General features: G+C 55.5%; 15 protein-coding genes. 6 read left to right on the plus strand and 9 right to left on the minus strand.

The window, feature by feature from the left end:
• Positions 1-76: 76 nt before the first annotated feature.
• Positions 77-1,339, plus strand: coding sequence for an S-methyl-5-thioribose kinase (gene mtnK, locus HUO07_RS13425; RefSeq protein WP_176303996.1), 1,263 nt, complete (start codon positions 77-79; stop codon positions 1,337-1,339).
• Between the two features lie 159 nt (positions 1,340-1,498).
• Here the strand turns inward: mtnK and HUO07_RS13430 are convergent, their stop codons facing one another.
• Genes HUO07_RS13430 through mtnB form a run of 3 tightly spaced genes read right to left on the minus strand, consistent with a single transcriptional unit; the run spans position 1,499 to position 3,371 of the window.
• Entirely contained in the window at positions 1,499-2,047 is a 549-nt protein-coding gene (locus HUO07_RS13430; RefSeq protein WP_176303997.1) for a 1,2-dihydroxy-3-keto-5-methylthiopentene dioxygenase, read from the minus strand.
• Positions 2,048-2,082: 35 nt separating this feature from the next.
• Complete coding sequence (gene mtnC, locus HUO07_RS13435) at positions 2,083-2,769, minus strand: acireductone synthase (protein WP_176303998.1); 687 nt, start codon at positions 2,767-2,769, stop codon at positions 2,083-2,085.
• A 14-nt stretch (positions 2,770-2,783) separates the two neighbouring features.
• Complete coding sequence (gene mtnB / locus HUO07_RS13440) at positions 2,784-3,371, minus strand: methylthioribulose 1-phosphate dehydratase (RefSeq protein WP_176303999.1); 588 nt, start codon at positions 3,369-3,371, stop codon at positions 2,784-2,786.
• Between the two features lie 102 nt (positions 3,372-3,473).
• On the opposite strand from mtnB, the gene mtnA reads away from it, so the two are divergent.
• The gene (mtnA, locus tag HUO07_RS13445; RefSeq protein ID WP_176304000.1) at positions 3,474-4,493 is read left to right on the plus strand and encodes an S-methyl-5-thioribose-1-phosphate isomerase; all 1,020 of its coding nucleotides are present in this window, start codon (positions 3,474-3,476) and stop codon (positions 4,491-4,493) included.
• Here mtnA and recQ read toward each other — a convergent pair.
• The 6 genes from recQ to HUO07_RS13475 form a co-directional block, all read right to left on the minus strand.
• Positions 4,490-6,616: a DNA helicase RecQ gene (recQ, locus tag HUO07_RS13450; protein ID WP_176304001.1), complete on the minus strand. Its 2,127-nt coding sequence runs from the start codon at positions 6,614-6,616 to the stop codon at positions 4,490-4,492. The genes mtnA and recQ overlap by 4 nt on opposite strands.
• A gap of 62 nt (positions 6,617-6,678) precedes the next feature.
• A complete protein-coding gene (locus HUO07_RS13455; RefSeq protein ID WP_176304002.1) occupies positions 6,679-7,521 on the minus strand; it encodes a carbohydrate ABC transporter permease in 843 nt (280 codons plus the stop codon).
• The gene (locus HUO07_RS13460; protein WP_176304003.1) at positions 7,518-8,402 is read right to left on the minus strand and encodes a carbohydrate ABC transporter permease; all 885 of its coding nucleotides are present in this window, start codon (positions 8,400-8,402) and stop codon (positions 7,518-7,520) included. Before HUO07_RS13460 ends, HUO07_RS13455 begins: the two co-directional genes overlap by 4 nt.
• Positions 8,403-8,465: 63 nt before the next feature.
• Positions 8,466-9,746, minus strand: coding sequence for an ABC transporter substrate-binding protein (locus HUO07_RS13465; protein WP_176304004.1), 1,281 nt, complete (start codon positions 9,744-9,746; stop codon positions 8,466-8,468).
• Positions 9,747-9,791: 45 nt separating this feature from the next.
• Positions 9,792-10,922: an ABC transporter ATP-binding protein gene (locus HUO07_RS13470; protein ID WP_176304005.1), complete on the minus strand. Its 1,131-nt coding sequence runs from the start codon at positions 10,920-10,922 to the stop codon at positions 9,792-9,794.
• Between the two features lie 113 nt (positions 10,923-11,035).
• Positions 11,036-12,454 (minus strand): sigma 54-interacting transcriptional regulator, encoded by a 1,419-nt coding sequence (locus HUO07_RS13475; protein WP_176304006.1) that lies wholly within the window; start codon positions 12,452-12,454, stop codon positions 11,036-11,038.
• A 226-nt stretch (positions 12,455-12,680) separates the two neighbouring features.
• Here HUO07_RS13475 and speB point away from each other — a divergent pair, with 226 nt between their 5' ends.
• From speB to HUO07_RS13495, 4 genes are all read left to right on the plus strand, one after another.
• A complete protein-coding gene (gene speB / locus HUO07_RS13480) occupies positions 12,681-13,631 on the plus strand; it encodes an agmatinase (RefSeq protein ID WP_008959398.1) in 951 nt (316 codons plus the stop codon).
• 136 nt (positions 13,632-13,767) lie between these two features.
• Positions 13,768-15,090 (plus strand): purine-cytosine permease family protein, encoded by a 1,323-nt coding sequence (locus HUO07_RS13485; protein ID WP_176304007.1) that lies wholly within the window; start codon positions 13,768-13,770, stop codon positions 15,088-15,090.
• Positions 15,091-15,146: 56 nt separating this feature from the next.
• Complete coding sequence (locus HUO07_RS13490; protein WP_176304008.1) at positions 15,147-15,920, plus strand: carbon-nitrogen hydrolase family protein; 774 nt, start codon at positions 15,147-15,149, stop codon at positions 15,918-15,920.
• Positions 15,917-16,660 carry an MBL fold metallo-hydrolase gene (locus tag HUO07_RS13495; RefSeq protein WP_176304009.1) on the plus strand — a complete coding sequence of 248 codons (744 nt, stop codon included), beginning with the start codon at positions 15,917-15,919 and terminating at the stop codon, positions 16,658-16,660. The genes HUO07_RS13490 and HUO07_RS13495 overlap by 4 nt, the downstream gene beginning before the upstream one ends.
• Positions 16,661-16,662 lie beyond the last annotated feature (2 nt).

The raw sequence follows: 16,662 nt of genomic DNA on the forward strand, positions 1-16,662 counted from the left end.
TACTCTCTGATAATCAACGTCTTAAAGCCCCTTATTCGGGTCTGAATATATGCAATGTTTTGGTGAGGATTGGCCTGTGGAGATTGATCAACATTACCGCGCGCTCGGCGTCGACACGCTATCCCAACGGCTGGGAGGGGTTGAGGCGGTGGCGAGTCGAGTGGGCGGAGAACCCACTAGCTGGGACATTCGCGAGGTGGGTGACGGCAACCTCAACCTAGTGTTTATCGTCTCCGGTGACGTAGGCAGTGTCGTGGTTAAGCAGGCGCTTCCCTATGTACGCATGGTGGGCGAAAGCTGGCCGCTACCGATTTATCGCGCCCACTTTGAATATTATGCGCTGGTTCGCCAAGCCAAGCGTGCGCCCGGCATTGCCCCCGAGGTGTACTACTTCGACAAACCCCAGGCGCTGTTTGTGATGGAGTACCTTCACCCGCACACGATTTTGCGCCGCAAGTTAATCAACGGTGAGCGAGTTGCCCAGCTTGGCGAAACCATCGGCCAATTCTGCGCACGCACCGCGTTTCGCGGCTCGGAGCTTTCGCTGAGCAGCCCGGAGAAAAAAGCGGACGTAGGATTGTTCTCAGGCAATGTGGCGATTCCCGCCATCACCGAGTCGCTGGTGTTTACCGACCCCTATTATGGCGCCGAAATGAACCACCACACTCCGGAACTTTCGCCGGTAGTGGACGAGCTGCGCCGCAGTGCGCGTCTGAAAGCCAAGGTGCAGCGGCTGTTAATGAAGTTCACCTCGAACACCGAAACCATGCTGCACGGTGATCTGCACTCCGGCTCGATTATGGCCACGGATACTGACGTGCGGGTCATTGACCCTGAGTTCTCCCAATACGGTCCAATGGCCTTTGACTTGGGCATGGCGGTGGCCAACTTCCTGATGGCCTATTTCAGCCAGCCCGCTCATCGCCTAGAAGATGAGCTTGAGGCTTATCAGGCGTGGATATTGGAGGTGATCGAAGCCTGCTTTACCCATTTTGATGCCGAATTTCGCCACCTTTGGCAAACCGAGCGGACTGGTATTCTATTTCCCAAGTCGCTGTTTGAAGAGCAAGGCAATAGCGCAGACGACGCCTGCGATGCGCTGCTTGAAGAGATCCGCCTGGATGCGCTGGCCTACTGCGGTATCGAAATGCACCGCCGGGTGTTATCTCTGGCCCACAACGCCGACTTTGAAGAGATTAAAGACACCGCGCTACGCGCCAAGCTTGAAGCGCGCAATGTGCTGATGGGACAAACGCTGATCATGGAGCCGGAAGCCTACTGTGACCTGAATGCGCTGGCGGATTTAGCCAGGGCGTATAACCAGCAAGAGGTGTTGTAAACGGTTTACAGGGGAGTTAGAACGAGCAGGCAGGGCCGGGACAAACCTACACGGGGCGCTGTGACCCCATCCCTGGGCGCTACTTTCGCCATCCATGGCGAAAGACCCCCGCTACGGTTTGTCCCGGCCCAGGCTAAGTTTTTCCTATAGCCGAGCTATTTAAAGCTGATCCAAACGATCAAACTTCCCGGCGATATCGCTTTCGGTCCAGTGGGGCACCCAGCCTTCCACGTTATCGAAGAAACGTAGCGCGGTGAATTCCGGCGCTGGGCCCATATCGAACCAATGGGGCGTGTTGGCAGGCACGCTGATCAGGTCATTGCGAGAGCACAGCACCTGATACACCTTGTTATCGATGTGCAGGCAGAATAGCCCCTGGCCCTTAACGAAGAAACGCACTTCATCTTCGTGGTGGCGATGCTCGTTTAAGAACTTCTGCCGCATGGCGTCCTTCTCTGGGTGCGTGGGCACCATGTGCAGCACATCGACGGTCTGATAGCCGCCCTTAGCTTTGACCCGGTCAATATCTTCCTGGTAAAGCGCCAAAATATCTTCCTGGGTGGCATCGTCAGCAATCTCGCCCGGCGCTGCCCAGCGCTCAAACAGCACACCCACCTTGTTGAGCTCAGTGGTCATTTGTTCGCCGTCAGTGGTGTCGATCAGAGCATCGTTCGGGTTTTGATCAGCAAATACTTTTAGTTGCGACATCTACAACTCTCCTTAAAAGTGACGTGCGATGAACGTTACAGAACGATCTCATCGAAGCGGGTGACGCATGCATGATGGGTACCGGCCTGAGTACCTTCACGTACCAGTTGCAGCGTTTGCATGCCCGCCTGCTTGGCGGCATCCAGCTCTTCGACCACATCCGACAAGAACAGCACCGCATCCGCAGGCAGGTCAAGCTCGGCAACAATACGCTGATAAGCAGTCGCCTCGCGCTTATGACCAATATGGGTATCGAAGTAGCCGCTAAACAGCGGGGTTAAATCGCCCTCATTGCTGTAGCCAAACAGCAGTTTTTGGGCCTGTACGGAGCCTGACGAATAAACGTAAAGGGCTTTGCCTGTCTCTTTCCACTGGTGCAATGCAGGTGCTACATCGCTATATAGGTGACCTTTAAAATCGCCACGCTGGTAGCCGTCGGCCCATACCATGCCCTGCAGTGCTTTCAGCGGGGTGACTTTTTGATCGGTTTCTATCCAGTGCAGCAATTCAACAATGACAGCTTCCAGCGTGGCATCAGGGTCACCCATTTCGCTGCGCACGGCGTCGATCTGCTCGGCGACGGCTGGGGTTTCTGCGTTAGCGCGTAGAAACTCAGGTAACTTATTGTGGGCGTAGGGAAACAGCACCTTGTGCACGAAGTTAATGTCCGTGGTGGTGCCTTCAATATCGGTCACAATGGCGCGAACAGTTGGGTTACTCATTTAAGACTACTCATTTAAGACCACCGACTCTCTTCAAGTACACAGGCAAGTAAAAACTCAATCGCTTCCAGGTGACGGCGGCAACTGGCAATGCTATCACCCACGGCATAAATGCCGTGCCCTGCGACCAAAAAGCCCCAGGGCATTGGCCAGCCGAGGCGCACATGCTCGGCCAGTTCTTCCATATTTTGGGAGTTGGGCACGACGGGCAAATGGATGGTCTCGTAGTGAGTAGCGTTGCCCTGTAGCGCTTTTTGCATTTCAAAACCGCTTAGCTCGATACCCTTTGGAAAGCGCCGCGACAGCACCGTGCTGGCCACGGTGTGAGTGTGGAGCACGCAGTTAATCGAAGCGTCTAAGCGATAGAGCGCGGCATGCAGATCGCTCTCCGCGCTCGGCTTACCATCACCTGATAGCACCTTGCCATCCAGGTCACACAGCAATAGGTCATCAGCCTGAATGCAGGTTTTATCCCGGCCAGAGGCGGTCACAAGATAGCCCGCCTCGGTGCGGGCGGAAAAATTACCGCCGGTAGCAGGAGTCCAGCCTTGCTGCGCCGCCCATGAAATGGCGGCCAGCAGTTCAGTTTGTAGCGTCATCATAAGGTCTGCGTCACCTCTTCTATTGGCAGCCATTCTATATGATAAGCTTCGCGGCTGATAAGCCGTGTAGCTGTTCCGATCAAGTACTCAAGGAGTCCATCGATGCCTCAACTTCAGTCACGCAGTTTGCGGGTCCATGCCGATACGCTTGAGTACTTGGATCAAACCCAGTTGCCGCAAGCTGAAAAGTGGGTGCCCTGTGACTCTCCCGAGGCGTGGCAGGGGGCGGTTAAGAACCTAGCCATTCGTGGCGCACCACTGATTGGTTTGAGCGCCGCTTTCGTGCTGGCGCAGTACGCCGCGCGCCATCCAGAACACGATTGGCAGGAAGTCAGCGATCGCCTGCGCGCCACACGTCCGACAGCCGTCAATCTAATGTACTGCCTGGATGCCATGGAAGCCTGCTTTGAGCAAGGCGCCAATGCTCTAGCCGAGCGCGCCGCCGCGCTGTTTGCAGAGGATCGTGCGCTGTGCCAACAAATGGCCGAACGGGGCGCTGACTTGCTGGAAATGGGTGATCGTGTGCTCACCCACTGCAACACTGGGGCGCTGGCCACTGCAGGGGTGGGCACCGCGATTGGCGCGCTGGCGGTGGCCAAACAGCGTGGCGTAGACCTTCATGTGTATGTGGATGAAACCCGCCCGCTGCTGCAAGGTGGCCGCTTAACCGCCTGGGAAATGGCTGATCTGGGTATTCCCTACCAGTTAATTACCGACAGCATGGCCGCGAGCCTGATGGCGTTAGGCAAGGTGGATAAAGTGATGGTGGGGGCTGACCGTATCTGCGCCAACGGCGACTTCGCCAATAAAGTGGGCACTTACATGCTGGCGGTAATCGCTCACTACCATCAGGTGCCGTTCTATGTGGTGGCCCCCTACACCACAGTAGATCCTGCCTGCGCCACTGGCGCGGACATTCCTATTGAGCAGCGCGATCCCGCTGAGGTGCGCGGCGCCGCAGGGGCTTTTGGTGAGGTAATTTGGGCACCCGACAACGCCCCGGTATGGAATCCCGCCTTTGACGTCACCCCCGCCAAACTCGTCACTGCCTGGATTTTGGATACCGGGGTTTTTGATGCCGCCGCCATTGAGCGCGGCGAGCATTTTCTGGGGCGAAGTTAACCCTTTGCGGCCATGGATGCCCGCACGCATTGCAGAATCGCATAATCAATACGCCCTTCCAGTGCGTCGAACACCACTTTTAACCCTTGATCTGGATATTGCACAAAGGCGGCGCGGACCTGCTCTAAGGTTGCAGCGTCCAGGGCGATCACTTCTTCAAGCGCCAGCTCGCCGCTTTGAATCGCATCGCTTAGGTGGCGATACACGGTATTAGCGGCTAAGCCGCGCTGCTCGGCGACTTGTTCCGGCGTTAACCCCTGACGTAGTAGCGCTGCGGATTCCAGAGCGCTGGCGCCCGGATTGGCACTGGTGGCAGGTTCGTTTGGGTGCGCCAGAATAACGGCCAAAAAGCCCACGCCGTAATCTGCCAACTTGCGCGCGCCGATGCCGGATATGGCGCCCAGTGCCGCTAAACTCTGGGGATTCTGCTCGACCATTTCAGCCAGGGTGGCGTCGTGGAAGATCACATAGGCTGGCACGCCCTGGGCTTCGGCCAGTTCCCGGCGGTGCTGGCGAAGGGCTTCCCATAGCGCGCCATGGCCCAGAGTGGCTGAGGCGCCTTTGCTTCCCCGCCGGGCAGGGTTGGCTTTGCTTGGCTTGCGCAGGGTGAGGTTCTGCTCGCTGCGAAGCACCGGCTTGGCATTGGCGGTGAGCTTGATGGCGCCGTGGCCTTCCATATCCACGCTCAAAAAGCCGCTGGCAATCAGTTGGCGAAAGAGCGCTTTCCATTCGCTGGCCGTGAGGTCTTTGCCGATGCCGAAGGTGCTGAGGCGGTCGTGGCCAAAGCGGGCGATACGTTCATTGCTTTTGCCTAGCAGTACATCCACGAGGTAGGTCACGCCGAAGCGCTGCTCGGTGCGGTAGACGCACGACAGTGCCTTTTGCACCGCCACGGTGGCCTCCCAGGTCTCGGGTGGGGTCAGGCAGTTATCGCAGTTGCCGCAAGGGGCGTCCAGGTGATCGCCAAAGTAGTGCAAAAGCGCCTGGCGGCGGCAGCTGATGATCTCGCACAGCCCCAGCATGGCATCGAGCTTTTGCTGTTCGATGCGCTTTTGCTGGTCGGCGGCGCTGGAGTCCTGCTGCATCTGGCGTAGCGTGATCACATCCTGAAGTCCATAGGCCATCCAGGCATCGGCGGGCAGGCCATCACGCCCGGCGCGGCCTGTCTCCTGATAGTAGGCTTCGATGCTCTTGGGCAGGTTGAGATGCGCGACAAAGCGCACGTCGGGCTTGTCGATGCCCATGCCAAAGGCAATGGTGGCCACGACGACCACGCCATCTTCACGCAGAAAGCGGGTCTGGTGGTGCTGGCGCTGCTCGGGAGGAAGCCCCGCGTGGTAGGGCAGTGCCGTCAACCCCTGGCGTTCCAGCCAGGCGGCGGTCTCCTCCACCTTGCGCCGGGAAAGGCAGTAAATGATGCCCGCCTCGCCGTCGTGGTGCTCGCGGATAAAGCGCAGCAGCTGTTCCTTGGCGTTACCCTGATTTTCGGCGATATGGTAGCGGATGTTGGGGCGGTCAAAGCCGCTGTTGTAAAGCGCCGCCTCCTGGAGCTGCAGATGCTCCATGATATCGCCCCGGGTGGGCACATCGGCAGTGGCGGTGAGGGCGATGCGCGGCACCTGGGGAAAGCGCTGGTGTAGCTGGGAGAGCTGGCGATACTCGGGGCGGAAATCGTGGCCCCACTGGGAGACACAGTGGGCTTCATCAATGGCGAACAGCGCAATCCGGGTCTGCTCCAGCAGCCTCTGCATACGCGGCGTGGCCAACCGCTCGGGCGCGACATATAAAAGATCCAGCTCGCCTGCCCGTAGCCGATTCTCTACCTCGACTGCCTCGTGATAGTCGAGGCTGGAGTTGAGGTAGTCCGCCCTAACCCCGTTCTGCTTAAGCGCCGCCACCTGATCCTGCATCAGCGCGATCAGTGGCGAGACCACAATGGCGGTGCCTTCGCGCAGCAGTGCTGGGATCTGATAACACAGCGACTTGCCTCCACCGGTAGGCATCAGCACCAGCGCATCACCACCGGCGATCACATGCTCAATGATCCCCTGCTGCGGGCCGCGAAAGCTGTCGTAGCCAAATACCTCCTGCAGTACCTTGAGGGCTGCCGGGTCGCCGTGCATCAATGCTCTCCTTGTCTCGTGCTAGAGAGCTAATTGTCGCACGAAAATTCAAGGGAGTTGGCCTAGCGAATCCCTGCCCGTAAAAATGATTGTACGAACTGGCGTTGGAACAGCAGAAAGGCGACCAGCAGCGGGGCGATACTGAGCAGGGTTGCGGCACTGACGGTCGCCCAGTTAACGCCGGTTTCGGGCGCAGAAAAGACCCCTAACCCTACCGTAAGCGGGCGGCTCTCTACCGAGTTGGTCACCACTAAGGGCCAGATAAAGTTGTTCCAGTGGTGGCTAATCGAGACCAGCCCATAAGCCAGGTAAGTGGGCTTGGCGAGCGGTACGTACACCTTCCACAAAATTTCCAGCCAGTTGCAGCCTTCGATGCGTGCGGCGTCTTCCAGCTCCCTTGGAATGGTTTTAAAGGTTTGGCGCAGCAGAAAAATACCCAGGGCGCTGGCCACATAGGGCAGGCCAATCCCGGTAATGGTGTTGATCAGTCCCAACTCACTGGCGATGCGGTAGTTCTCGACAATCAGCACTTCGGGGAACACAAAAAGCTGAATCAGCACCAGCATAAACAGAACGTTCTTGCCGGGAATCGGGAAGCGCGCAAAGGCAAACGCCGCCAGGGTGCAGACCACAAACTGACCGATCACTACCCCCGTCACCAGGGCGAAGGTATTCAGGTAGTAACGAGCAAAGGGCGCTTGCGACCAGGCGTTGGCGAAGTTCTCCAGCGTCAGCGGGGCGAAAAGTTCGAAATTCACCATAAACTCGCTGGGGTGGAAGGCGGCCCAAAAGGCATACAGCAGCGGAAAAATCCAAATAATCGCCAGCAGCCACGCGGCCACGGTTTCCAGTGATGAAATGGAGACGAAACGGTCGCGGGGGGCATAGGGTGTCGTCGTATTCATTGGTAGTGCGTCCTACGATCTAGAATCGTGAACTTAAGCGTGGCGACGACGGCGAGTACCAGCAGAATAACCACCGTAATGGTGGCGGCCGTGGTGCCGTCAAAAAATGAAAAGGCGTTCTCGTAGACGTAGTAGAGCAGCAGGTTGGTGGCGTTATTCGGGCCACCTTTGGTCAAAATGAACAGGTGATCCACCACCCTTACCGCGTTAATCAGCGCATTGATGAGCACGAATAGCGTGGTGGGCATCAATAGTGGGAAGGTCACCCGCCAAAAAAAGTGCCAGCGGCTGGTACCTTCAAGGTCGGATGCCTCTTTTAGCTCGGGGGGCATACTTTGCAGCGCCGCCAAGTAGAAGATCATAAAAAAGCCGGCCTCTTTCCACACCGACATCGCAATCACGGAGCCCAGTGCAACGCTGGGGTCACCGAGCCAATTGACGCCGGAAAACCCGAGGATACCGAGCAGTTGATTGAATAGGCCAATCTGCGGCGCGTAGAAAAACATCCAGATATTGGCCGCGGCGATCATCGGCAGGATGGTCGGCGTAAAGTAGGCCATGCGCACAACGCCGCGCCCGCGCAGTTTGCCGTTAACGAATAGCGCCATGCATAAGGCCAGCGCGATAGAGGTAGGGATCGTACCGATGGCGTAGATTAAGTTGTTGCGCGCTACTTTCCAAAACGTCGGGTCATCGAACAACACCTGATAGTTTTCCAGCCCGACAAATTCAGTGGGGGCGCCGCGAAAGCCCGGTAAAAACAGGCTGTTGATCACCGTCGTGATCGTCGGAAGGTAAGCGAAAGTCGTCAGCAGTACCGCCGCCGGTAACAACAGTAGCGCGCCGTAAAGCTGCATTTTATGGTAGGCGGTTAAGGACATGATGGCACACCGCAAGTGAAAGAAGCCGGGGCGAGCCCCGGCGAACAGTGAAACCTATAACGATTAACGGGCGTAGCGGCGCAGCACGCTATCGGCTTCTTGCTGCGCTTGGCTTAACGCTTCTTCTGGCGTCAGTTGGCCAGTCAGTGCTGCTTGCACGGCGTTATCCAGTGCGCGGCGCACACGGCCACCTTGGTAGGTAGAAAGCTCGGCAGTGCCGTGCTCAAGCTGGTCGCGGGCCACGGCTGCAGGCGCGAACTCTTCCACATAGCTTTTCAGTGCATCGGTTTCGTAGGCAGCGGGGCTAACGCCCATATAGCCGGTTTCGATCGACCAGGCCGCGGCACGCTCGGGCGCGGTCATCCAGCGAATGAAGGTCATCGCCGCGCGCTGCTCTTCTTCGCTGGTATCTTCAAAGATGTAGAAATTACCGCCGCCAGTGGGGCTGCCGCGCTGGGTTTTCATTGGCAGCATAGCAACACCGAAGTCGAAATCAGCTTCGCTGCGCACGGCGGTCAGGTTGCCGGTGGTGTGCCACATCATGGCGGTGGACTGCTCTAGGAAGTTCTGGCGCAGCGTGCCCCACTCAATGGTGCCATCGGGCATGGCGTTATGCTCGTCAGCCAGCGATACCCAGTACTCCAGCGCTTCCACGGCGGCGGGGTCGTCAAAGTAGACCTCGGTGCCATCTTCGCTCATCAAGCGATGGCCGTTCTGAAACGCAAAGGCCTGGAACATCCAGTAGGGGTAGCCGGTAGAGGGCACCATCACGCCCCACTGTTCGCCGTTGGAGGCTTCCCGAACAGTGGCGGCCATCTCGGCCATCTCTTCCCAGTTTTCAGGCGGTGTTTCCGGATCTAGGCCAGCGGCTTCAAAAGCGTCTTTATTCCAGAACAGTACGATGGTGGAGCGCTGGAAGGGGATGCCGTAGGTTTTGCCATCCAACTGGCCGTTTTCCATCAGGCCGGGGTAGAAGCTATCCAGCCATTCGCGCTCCTCGTCGGTTTCGATTAGGTCATCGAAAGCCACGATGGCGTTTTGTTCGATCAGCTCATACAGATCGATGGAAAACATGACCGACAGTTGCGGCGTGTCGCCGGCTTCCATGGCTGACATGGCGCGTACGCGGGTGTCGTCGTAGTTACCGGCGTAGATCGCTTCGACGTTGATATCGGGGTGTTCGCTTTCAAACTCCATGACTAGGTTGTCCACCACATCGGTGAGCGCCCCGCCCACCGAGACCGGGTAGTACATGGTCAGATCGACGCTGTCAGCGTTAACCTGAGCGGCACTTAATAAGCCCGCTGCCAGGGCCGTCATCGCAAAAGGGATCCGCGCACGCATAAAAGACTCCACAAGTATCAGGACTGAACCAAGGTTGAAAAGCGATCAGTGTTGGAAAGAGCCCACCGCCGGTGGACGAGGAATGCTGCGGATTGGCGGCGCGAAATCGCTTAGTGGCATGTCATCGCGCCGCAGGCCGTTAGCATCGAAAAGGTGTATGTTCTTGGACGCCCAAAAGAGGCTGCAGGGCTGGCCAGTCAATAGCGGTTTGCCGCTTAATCGAACGCGCAGGGTATGCGAGCCCACCTCGACATAGGCAATGGTATCTGCCCCCAAGTACTCTTCACTTACTACCTTGGCGGGTACGCCTGGCGACGCTGCTGGACGTAGCTCAATATCTTCTGGGCGCACGCCCAAGTGTCCACCGGCGGCCTCCATTGGCGCCACAAGCGTGCTCGGCTCACCTTCTATGACGGCGCCAGTCTCACCGGCCACCAACGGCAGCAAATTCATCGCTGGGCTACCAATAAAGCTTGCGGCAAAGGCGCTGGCGGGGCGGTTATAAAGCTCGTCGGGCGTACCGTCCTGCACGATTTTGCCGTGCTGCATCAGAATGACGCGGTCGCCCATGCTCATGGCTTCGACCTGATCGTGGGTAACGTAAATCACCGTCATGTTTAGGCGACTTTGGAGCGCTTTGATTTCCCGGCGCATGTCGCTGCGCAGCCGGGCATCCAGGTTGGAGAGCGGCTCATCCATCAGGCAAATGGGGTGTTCGGAGATAATCGAGCGTGCCAGGGCCACTCGCTGGCGCTGCCCACCGGAAAGCTTGGCAGGTTTGCGATCCAGGTAATCGGTGAGATCGACCAATTCGGCGACTCTGGCAAGCCGTTCGCGCTGCTCGGCTTTGGGCACCTTGCGGCTACGCAGGCCAAAGACGATGTTGTCGGCAACGCTTAAATGCGGAAACAGGGCATAGGACTGAAACACCATGCTCAGCCCTCGGTCGCCGGGCGGCAGGCGTGTGACGTCGCGCTCGCCGATATGAATACGCCCGCTGCTGGCTTCTTCCAAGCCTGCGATCATACGCAGCGTGGTTGATTTGCCGCAGCCCGAAGGGCCTAGCAGAATGACAAATTGCCCAGGCGTGACGTCGAAGGAGATATCATCGACAGCAGTGGTCGCGTCCCAACGTTTGGTGACACGTTCCAGGCGGATACGCGATTGGTTTGACATAGCACACACATCACCGGCTGTTGGTTGTTATTGGTTCAGCTTGTGTTGAAGGTGTTGCCGTTGTATGACACTTACATGGATCGTTTATGACAGCCGTTGTGTCAAGCAGAAAATCATTTGGCGACTTTAATGCCATAGCGCTGAAGCCTACGCACCACGCTGGACTGACTGATGCCCAGCCGCTCGGCGATGGCATAGGTACTGGGGTGAGTGGTGCACAGCGCCTCAAGCGTTTCCCGCTCTAAACGGGCCATATACTGCTTAAGTGTTTCATGAGGCTCCAGCCCAGGTATCGACGTTGCTGGTGACGAGCTCGGCAGGCTTGCATGGTGTTGATCGGTATATGGTTGAGCGGCAGGCACCTCGATTTGATCGGTAGGGCTGGAAAGCCAAGCCCGTTCCAACCAGTTCTCCAACTCACGAACGTTGCCCAGCCATTCACTGCCCATTAGGGTCGACCAAACGCGGGTATCGAGAATTTTTTGCCGCCCATAGCGCTGGTTCAGCCGGTTTAAACACGCTTCGACAAGGTCGGGAATATCCTCCCGGCGGTCGCGAAGGGGTGGCAGGGTGACCGGGATGACATTGAGACGGTAGTAAAGATCTAACCGAAACCGCCCAGCCTCAACCTGTTTAGCCAAGTCTTGGTTAGTGGCCACAACCAAGCGGAAGTTGACCTTGCGGGAGCGAGTGTCACCCAGCCGAGTCAGGCTGCCATCTTGAATGACCTTTAACAGTTTGGTTTGCATTAGCAGCGGCAGCTCGCCGATTTCATCAAGGAACAGCGTGCCGCCCTCGGCCTGCTCCAATAGTCCCGCCTTACCTTGCCGCGCCGCACCGCTAAAAGCGCCGGGCTGATAGCCAAACATCTCGGACTCAAACAAATTCTCAGGAATGGCCGCGCAGTTAACGTCAATAAACGGCCCGTCACAGCGCTGGCTCCAGCGGTGTAGCTGTTTAGCAAAGGCGGTTTTACCCACGCCCGATTCACCCAGCATTAGCACATTGGCATCTGATGGTGCGACCCGCTTGAGTAGTAGCGCAATTTCACGCATCACGCTGCTGCGCACCTGCAGGTTATCCAGGGCATCATCCAGCGCCTGCTCTTCGGCATCCGGCGCGGCATGGCTGCGCTTTAAGTGTTCGCTAAAGCGTTTTTGGAGCAGCGCGTATTCGTCTTGCAGCAACTGGAGGTCGGTTAAATCTCGCGAGCGACTGATAATGCGTTCCAGCTTGCCATTCACGAACACCGGATAGGCTTCTGCAATGACGCGGCGGCCTGTGCCTGTGATTTGCATCAATTGCGCGGGCCGACGGGTACGCATGACTTCCATGGTAATGGAGGGCTTCAATACCCCAGCCGCCTGTAGCTGTTGAACGCTGCTGGAAAGCAGCTCTTCACGCGATACTCCATAAACCGCTTCAGCACCTGGGCTGACATCCACGATCTGCCCATCGCCACTGACGATAAAGAAGTGATCGTTAGCAGTCTCTACAATGGTTTGCAGCACATGTATGTCTATTTCACTCACTGCAATCGACTCCTTTCAAATAATTCATTATTGGATCTTTGATTCAATAATGAATTGATTAAGCGTCAAATTGATTCATTTTTGCATCGTTTGGCCGGTAATCCCACCACTTTATAGGGATCTACGACTTGGCATGATCTGTGCAATGTCTATAGGAGATAGCTAAGGCCGAAAGTCAGGAAAGTTGCATAGGCTAAATCGTCACAACAAATCCAAGGAGATGTGTATGTCGGAGTTCAACCAGCCGTTGGGCGGCAACACCATGCCGCGCTTTGCAGGGCCCGCCACCATGATGCGCCTGCCTACCCAAGACACCGCTGAAGGTTTAGATGCGGCGTTTATCGGCATTCCCATGGATATCGGTACCTCGAACCGCCCCGGCACGCGCCTTGGGCCGCGCCAGATCCGCGATGAGTCGCGCATGCTGCGCCCCTATAATATGGCAACCCGCGCCGCGCCGTTTGAAAGCCTCCAGGTAGCCGATATTGGTGATGTACCGATCAATACGTTCCATCTGCCGAAAAGCGTCGACATTATCACGGCCTTTTACGACGACGTGTTAAAGCATGACTGCATTCCGATGACCCTGGGCGGCGAGCACACGTTGACGCTGCCAATTCTACGCGCCATGGCCAAAAAGCATGGCCCGGTGGGATTGATTCATATCGACGCTCATGCCGATGTAAACGAGCATATGTTCGGCGAGCCGATTGCTCACGGCACTCCATTTCGTCGTGCTCAGGAAGAGGGCTTGTTGGCCCACGGTAAGGTCGTACAAATCGGTCTGCGTGGTACTGGTTACGCCGCTGAGGATTTCGACTGGTGCCGCGATCAAGGTTTCCGCGTTGTTCCCGCTGAGGAGTGCTGGTACCGCTCGCTAGCGCCGTTGATGCAGGAAGTGCGCGAACAGATGGGCGATATTCCGGTGTACATCAGTTTCGATATTGATGGTTTGGATCCCTCTGTTGCCCCCGGTACCGGCACGGTAGAGATGGGTGGCCTAACGTCTACTCAGGGATTGGAAATTGTTCGTGGCGCCTTGGGCCTGAATATTGTCGGCTGTGATCTGGTTGAAGTATCCCCGCCCTACGACCCCAGCGGCAACACCGCACTGATGGGCGCCACGCTGCTGTATGAAATGCTCTGCGTCCTGCCGGGCGTGAAGCGTGGCGACTAAGCCGCTCTTAAGACAGTTTTGATTTAAAAGGCGCCGACCTGATAAGGCGCTAATGATAATAGATTGGAAGGAAAGTCATGCTTTCCTTACGGATGACGTCAGCCCACCTCCAATAACCACTTTCAATGGGTGTAATATGAAAACGAATTATTCTTTTGGTCGAGATACGCTTTCAGCCAAGGATGTAAAGCATAGCCTCGGTCTATCCGGTACGTTTGCTTTATGGCTTGGGGCAAATGTTGTTGTCACTACTATTCTCACTGGCATGCTGCTAGTGCCAGATTTGAACTTCAGCATAGCCATGAGCAGTGTAGCTATTGGCTCAATCATCGGTGCCATCCCGCTAGTACTTGTTGGCCTTATGGGGCAACGAACAGGCTTGCCTTCTATGGTTCTAACACGTCGCGCTTATGGCCCAATAGGTAGCCGAGCCATTTCATTAGTTAACATGTGCGTACTTATTGCCTGGAGCTGGATTCAAGCTTTGTTAGCTGGCATGTCATTAAACTACGCTATAGAGAGCACGACGGGTTACTCAAACCTGCCTCTTATGACCATTCTATGTGAAGTGGTGGTGGTATTAATTGTATTGCGTGGCCACATAGGTATTGAACGTGTGGAGCGCTGGGCTGCACTTGTAATGATGGGGTTGGCAGCATTAGTGCTCTATCAACTTAACAAGCATTACGATGTCAGTATGTTGTTGGATATGCCAGCAGAAAACCGAAATGGTATAACACTGGGCATCGCTTTTGATATTGTCATTGCTACTGCCTTCTCGTGGATATCCTCTTCCGCTGATTACAACCGTAACTGTAAGAGCGGTGTCATTGCTGTTTGGGGCACTTGGGCGGGTTATGTGCTGGCAGCAATAGTCGCCATGGGGCTTGGAGCCGTCGTTTCTGGTCTTTCAGTGCTCAATGGTATGGATCAGACCTACGACCCAACCCGTCTACTATCGGGCTTCGGTTTTGGCTTGCCAGCAGCTTTAGTGATCTTTTTCTCGGTCATGACGACCAATGTTATGGCGGTATACAGTGCCACTCTCTCTTGCATGAATGTTGCTCCAAGCATGACCTTTTGGAAGCCAGCGTTGGTGATTGGAATGGTGACAGTCTTCGGTGCATTAATTCCCGGTATTCTTGACCAGTTTCAGAACTTTTTACTGATAATTGGTGCACTATTTATTCCTGCTTTCTCAGTTATGGTGGCGGATTACTACTTGGTAGGTAAGGAAGGCTATGATGAGGGATTGCTTACAGCTACACAGCAACAAGGACGATCCACAGCTTTCATTGCGATTGGATCTTATCTGATAGGGGCGACATTAGCTGCATACTGGACTCTCTTAGACCCTCTTCCCTTCGGAGCATCACTGCCAGTCTTTATAATTACTGGAGCTTTATACTGGTTGGGAGCTTCTGTGCTGGTTAAAACACCTGTTGAAAGTTATAAATAAAATTTTGTAGTTAATTTTAGCTACTTTTTATTTGGAGTGATGTCTACATGAGATTAATGCTGGCCCAGACAGATCCTGTTCGAGGTGAAATTGCAGATAATTTGAACGAACTAGAACGCCTGTGCCAGCAAGCGCAGCTAGCAGGTGTCGACCTGCTAGCGCTGCCAGAGCTGGCTTTTTCTGGATACAATATTTTTAGTCAGTTGCATCAATTAGCTGAGTTTGAAAATGGCCAAATTGTGAAGCGTGTCGCAGCGCTAGCCGAGAAGTATCAATTGCACTTGCTATTTGGTATGGCAGAACGAATTGATAACCATCGGATTGCCAATTCGGCAATGCTCTTTAATGACAAAGGTGAGCGCTTAGCCACTTATCATAAGCGTCAGCTTTGGGGTCAAGAACAACAGTACTTTGTTGCAGGGGAGGATATTTGTGTAGTCAATACACGGCTTGGTTGTGTTGGGCTAATGATTTGTTATGACAACGAATTTCCTGAAATTAGTCGTGCACTGGCACAACGTGGGGCTGAAATTATCTTGTCTCCCACCGCCAACATGATGCCAAACTCTGATCGTCAGCAGTTACAAGTTCGTGCTAGGGCAATTGATAATCAGTGCTTCGTTGCTTGTGTCAATCGCTCAGGTGTAGAGGATGAGTTGCATTATTGTGGCAATAGCCTTGTAGCCGGACCTGATGGGGAAGTTCTTGGTCTTCTGGGTATTGAAGTAGGTATTTTAGTGGTTGACATTGATCTTAGGAGAATTGATCAAAGTCGAAACCATCAGAACTACATTAAGGATTTGCGGAAATTACCAGGAGTTCAAGCATGAGTGACTTCAAACTGCCTAATGCAGGTGCTCCTCAGTGGTACCGCACCACCCCTAAGGCGGACGGTATCACCCTAGTGGATGAGCCGTGGATCAAACCGTTTTACCGCTGCAATATCTGGCATGTTCAGGGTAGCCAGCGCGGCATGGTCGTGGACTTTGGGCTGGGCGCAGTGCCGCTGCGTGAGCAGGTGGCACTACTGAGCGAACGTAATCTTTTGGCGGTCGCCAGTCATACCCACTTTGATCATATCGGTGCGGCTCATGAGTTTGGCTGCTGTCACGTGCATGCTGCCGAGGCGGACATTCTGACCTCGCCTGACAACACGCGCACATTGGCAGACCAGTTTCTCAGCGATGATATGTTTGAGGCGCTACCCCCAGCACCCTATTCACATGATCGTTACCGTATTCAGGCGCCGCAAATGGTATCTCCGCTAAAGGATGGCGAGATACTGGATTTAGGGAACCGCCAGTGGGAAGTCATTCATACGCCTGGCCACTCCCCAGGTGGTATTGCACTGTGGGAGGCGAAAACCCAAACGCTCATCTCCGGAGACCTGATTTACGATGGTCCGCTCATTGAAAATCTGTGGCACAGCGATCTCACTGATTATGCCGCTAGTATGCGCCGGCTACGCCAGTTGCCGGTTCGTACCGTCCATGGGGGCCATTTTCCCAGTTTTAGCGGCCAGCATTTAAGCCAACTTATTGATGATTGGCTTCGCCAACACGAGCTTTAAGG

It is taken from the genome of Vreelandella maris, assembly GCF_013371085.1.
Taxonomy (GTDB): Bacteria; Pseudomonadota; Gammaproteobacteria; order Pseudomonadales; family Halomonadaceae; genus Vreelandella; species Vreelandella maris.

What these genes read in the sequence shown, in the direction of transcription:
- mtnA (WP_176304000.1), top strand. Translation starts at nt 3,474, where the DNA reads ATGCCTCAACTTCAGTCACGCAGTTTGCGGGTCCATGCCGATACGCTT.
- HUO07_RS13495 (WP_176304009.1), top strand. Translation starts at nt 15,917, where the DNA reads ATGAGTGACTTCAAACTGCCTAATGCAGGTGCTCCTCAGTGGTACCGC.
- mtnB (WP_176303999.1), bottom strand. Translation starts at nt 3,371, where the DNA reads ATGATGACGCTACAAACTGAACTGCTGGCCGCCATTTCATGGGCGGCG.
- HUO07_RS13460 (WP_176304003.1), bottom strand. Translation starts at nt 8,402, where the DNA reads ATGTCCTTAACCGCCTACCATAAAATGCAGCTTTACGGCGCGCTACTG.
- recQ (WP_176304001.1), bottom strand. Translation starts at nt 6,616, where the DNA reads ATGCACGGCGACCCGGCAGCCCTCAAGGTACTGCAGGAGGTATTTGGC.
- HUO07_RS13465 (WP_176304004.1), bottom strand. Translation starts at nt 9,746, where the DNA reads ATGCGTGCGCGGATCCCTTTTGCGATGACGGCCCTGGCAGCGGGCTTA.
- speB (WP_008959398.1), top strand. Translation starts at nt 12,681, where the DNA reads ATGTCGGAGTTCAACCAGCCGTTGGGCGGCAACACCATGCCGCGCTTT.
- HUO07_RS13430 (WP_176303997.1), bottom strand. Translation starts at nt 2,047, where the DNA reads ATGTCGCAACTAAAAGTATTTGCTGATCAAAACCCGAACGATGCTCTG.
- HUO07_RS13490 (WP_176304008.1), top strand. Translation starts at nt 15,147, where the DNA reads ATGCTGGCCCAGACAGATCCTGTTCGAGGTGAAATTGCAGATAATTTG.
- mtnC (WP_176303998.1), bottom strand. Translation starts at nt 2,769, where the DNA reads ATGAGTAACCCAACTGTTCGCGCCATTGTGACCGATATTGAAGGCACC.
- HUO07_RS13485 (WP_176304007.1), top strand. Translation starts at nt 13,768, where the DNA reads ATGAAAACGAATTATTCTTTTGGTCGAGATACGCTTTCAGCCAAGGAT.
- HUO07_RS13470 (WP_176304005.1), bottom strand. Translation starts at nt 10,922, where the DNA reads ATGTCAAACCAATCGCGTATCCGCCTGGAACGTGTCACCAAACGTTGG.
- HUO07_RS13455 (WP_176304002.1), bottom strand. Translation starts at nt 7,521, where the DNA reads ATGAATACGACGACACCCTATGCCCCCCGCGACCGTTTCGTCTCCATT.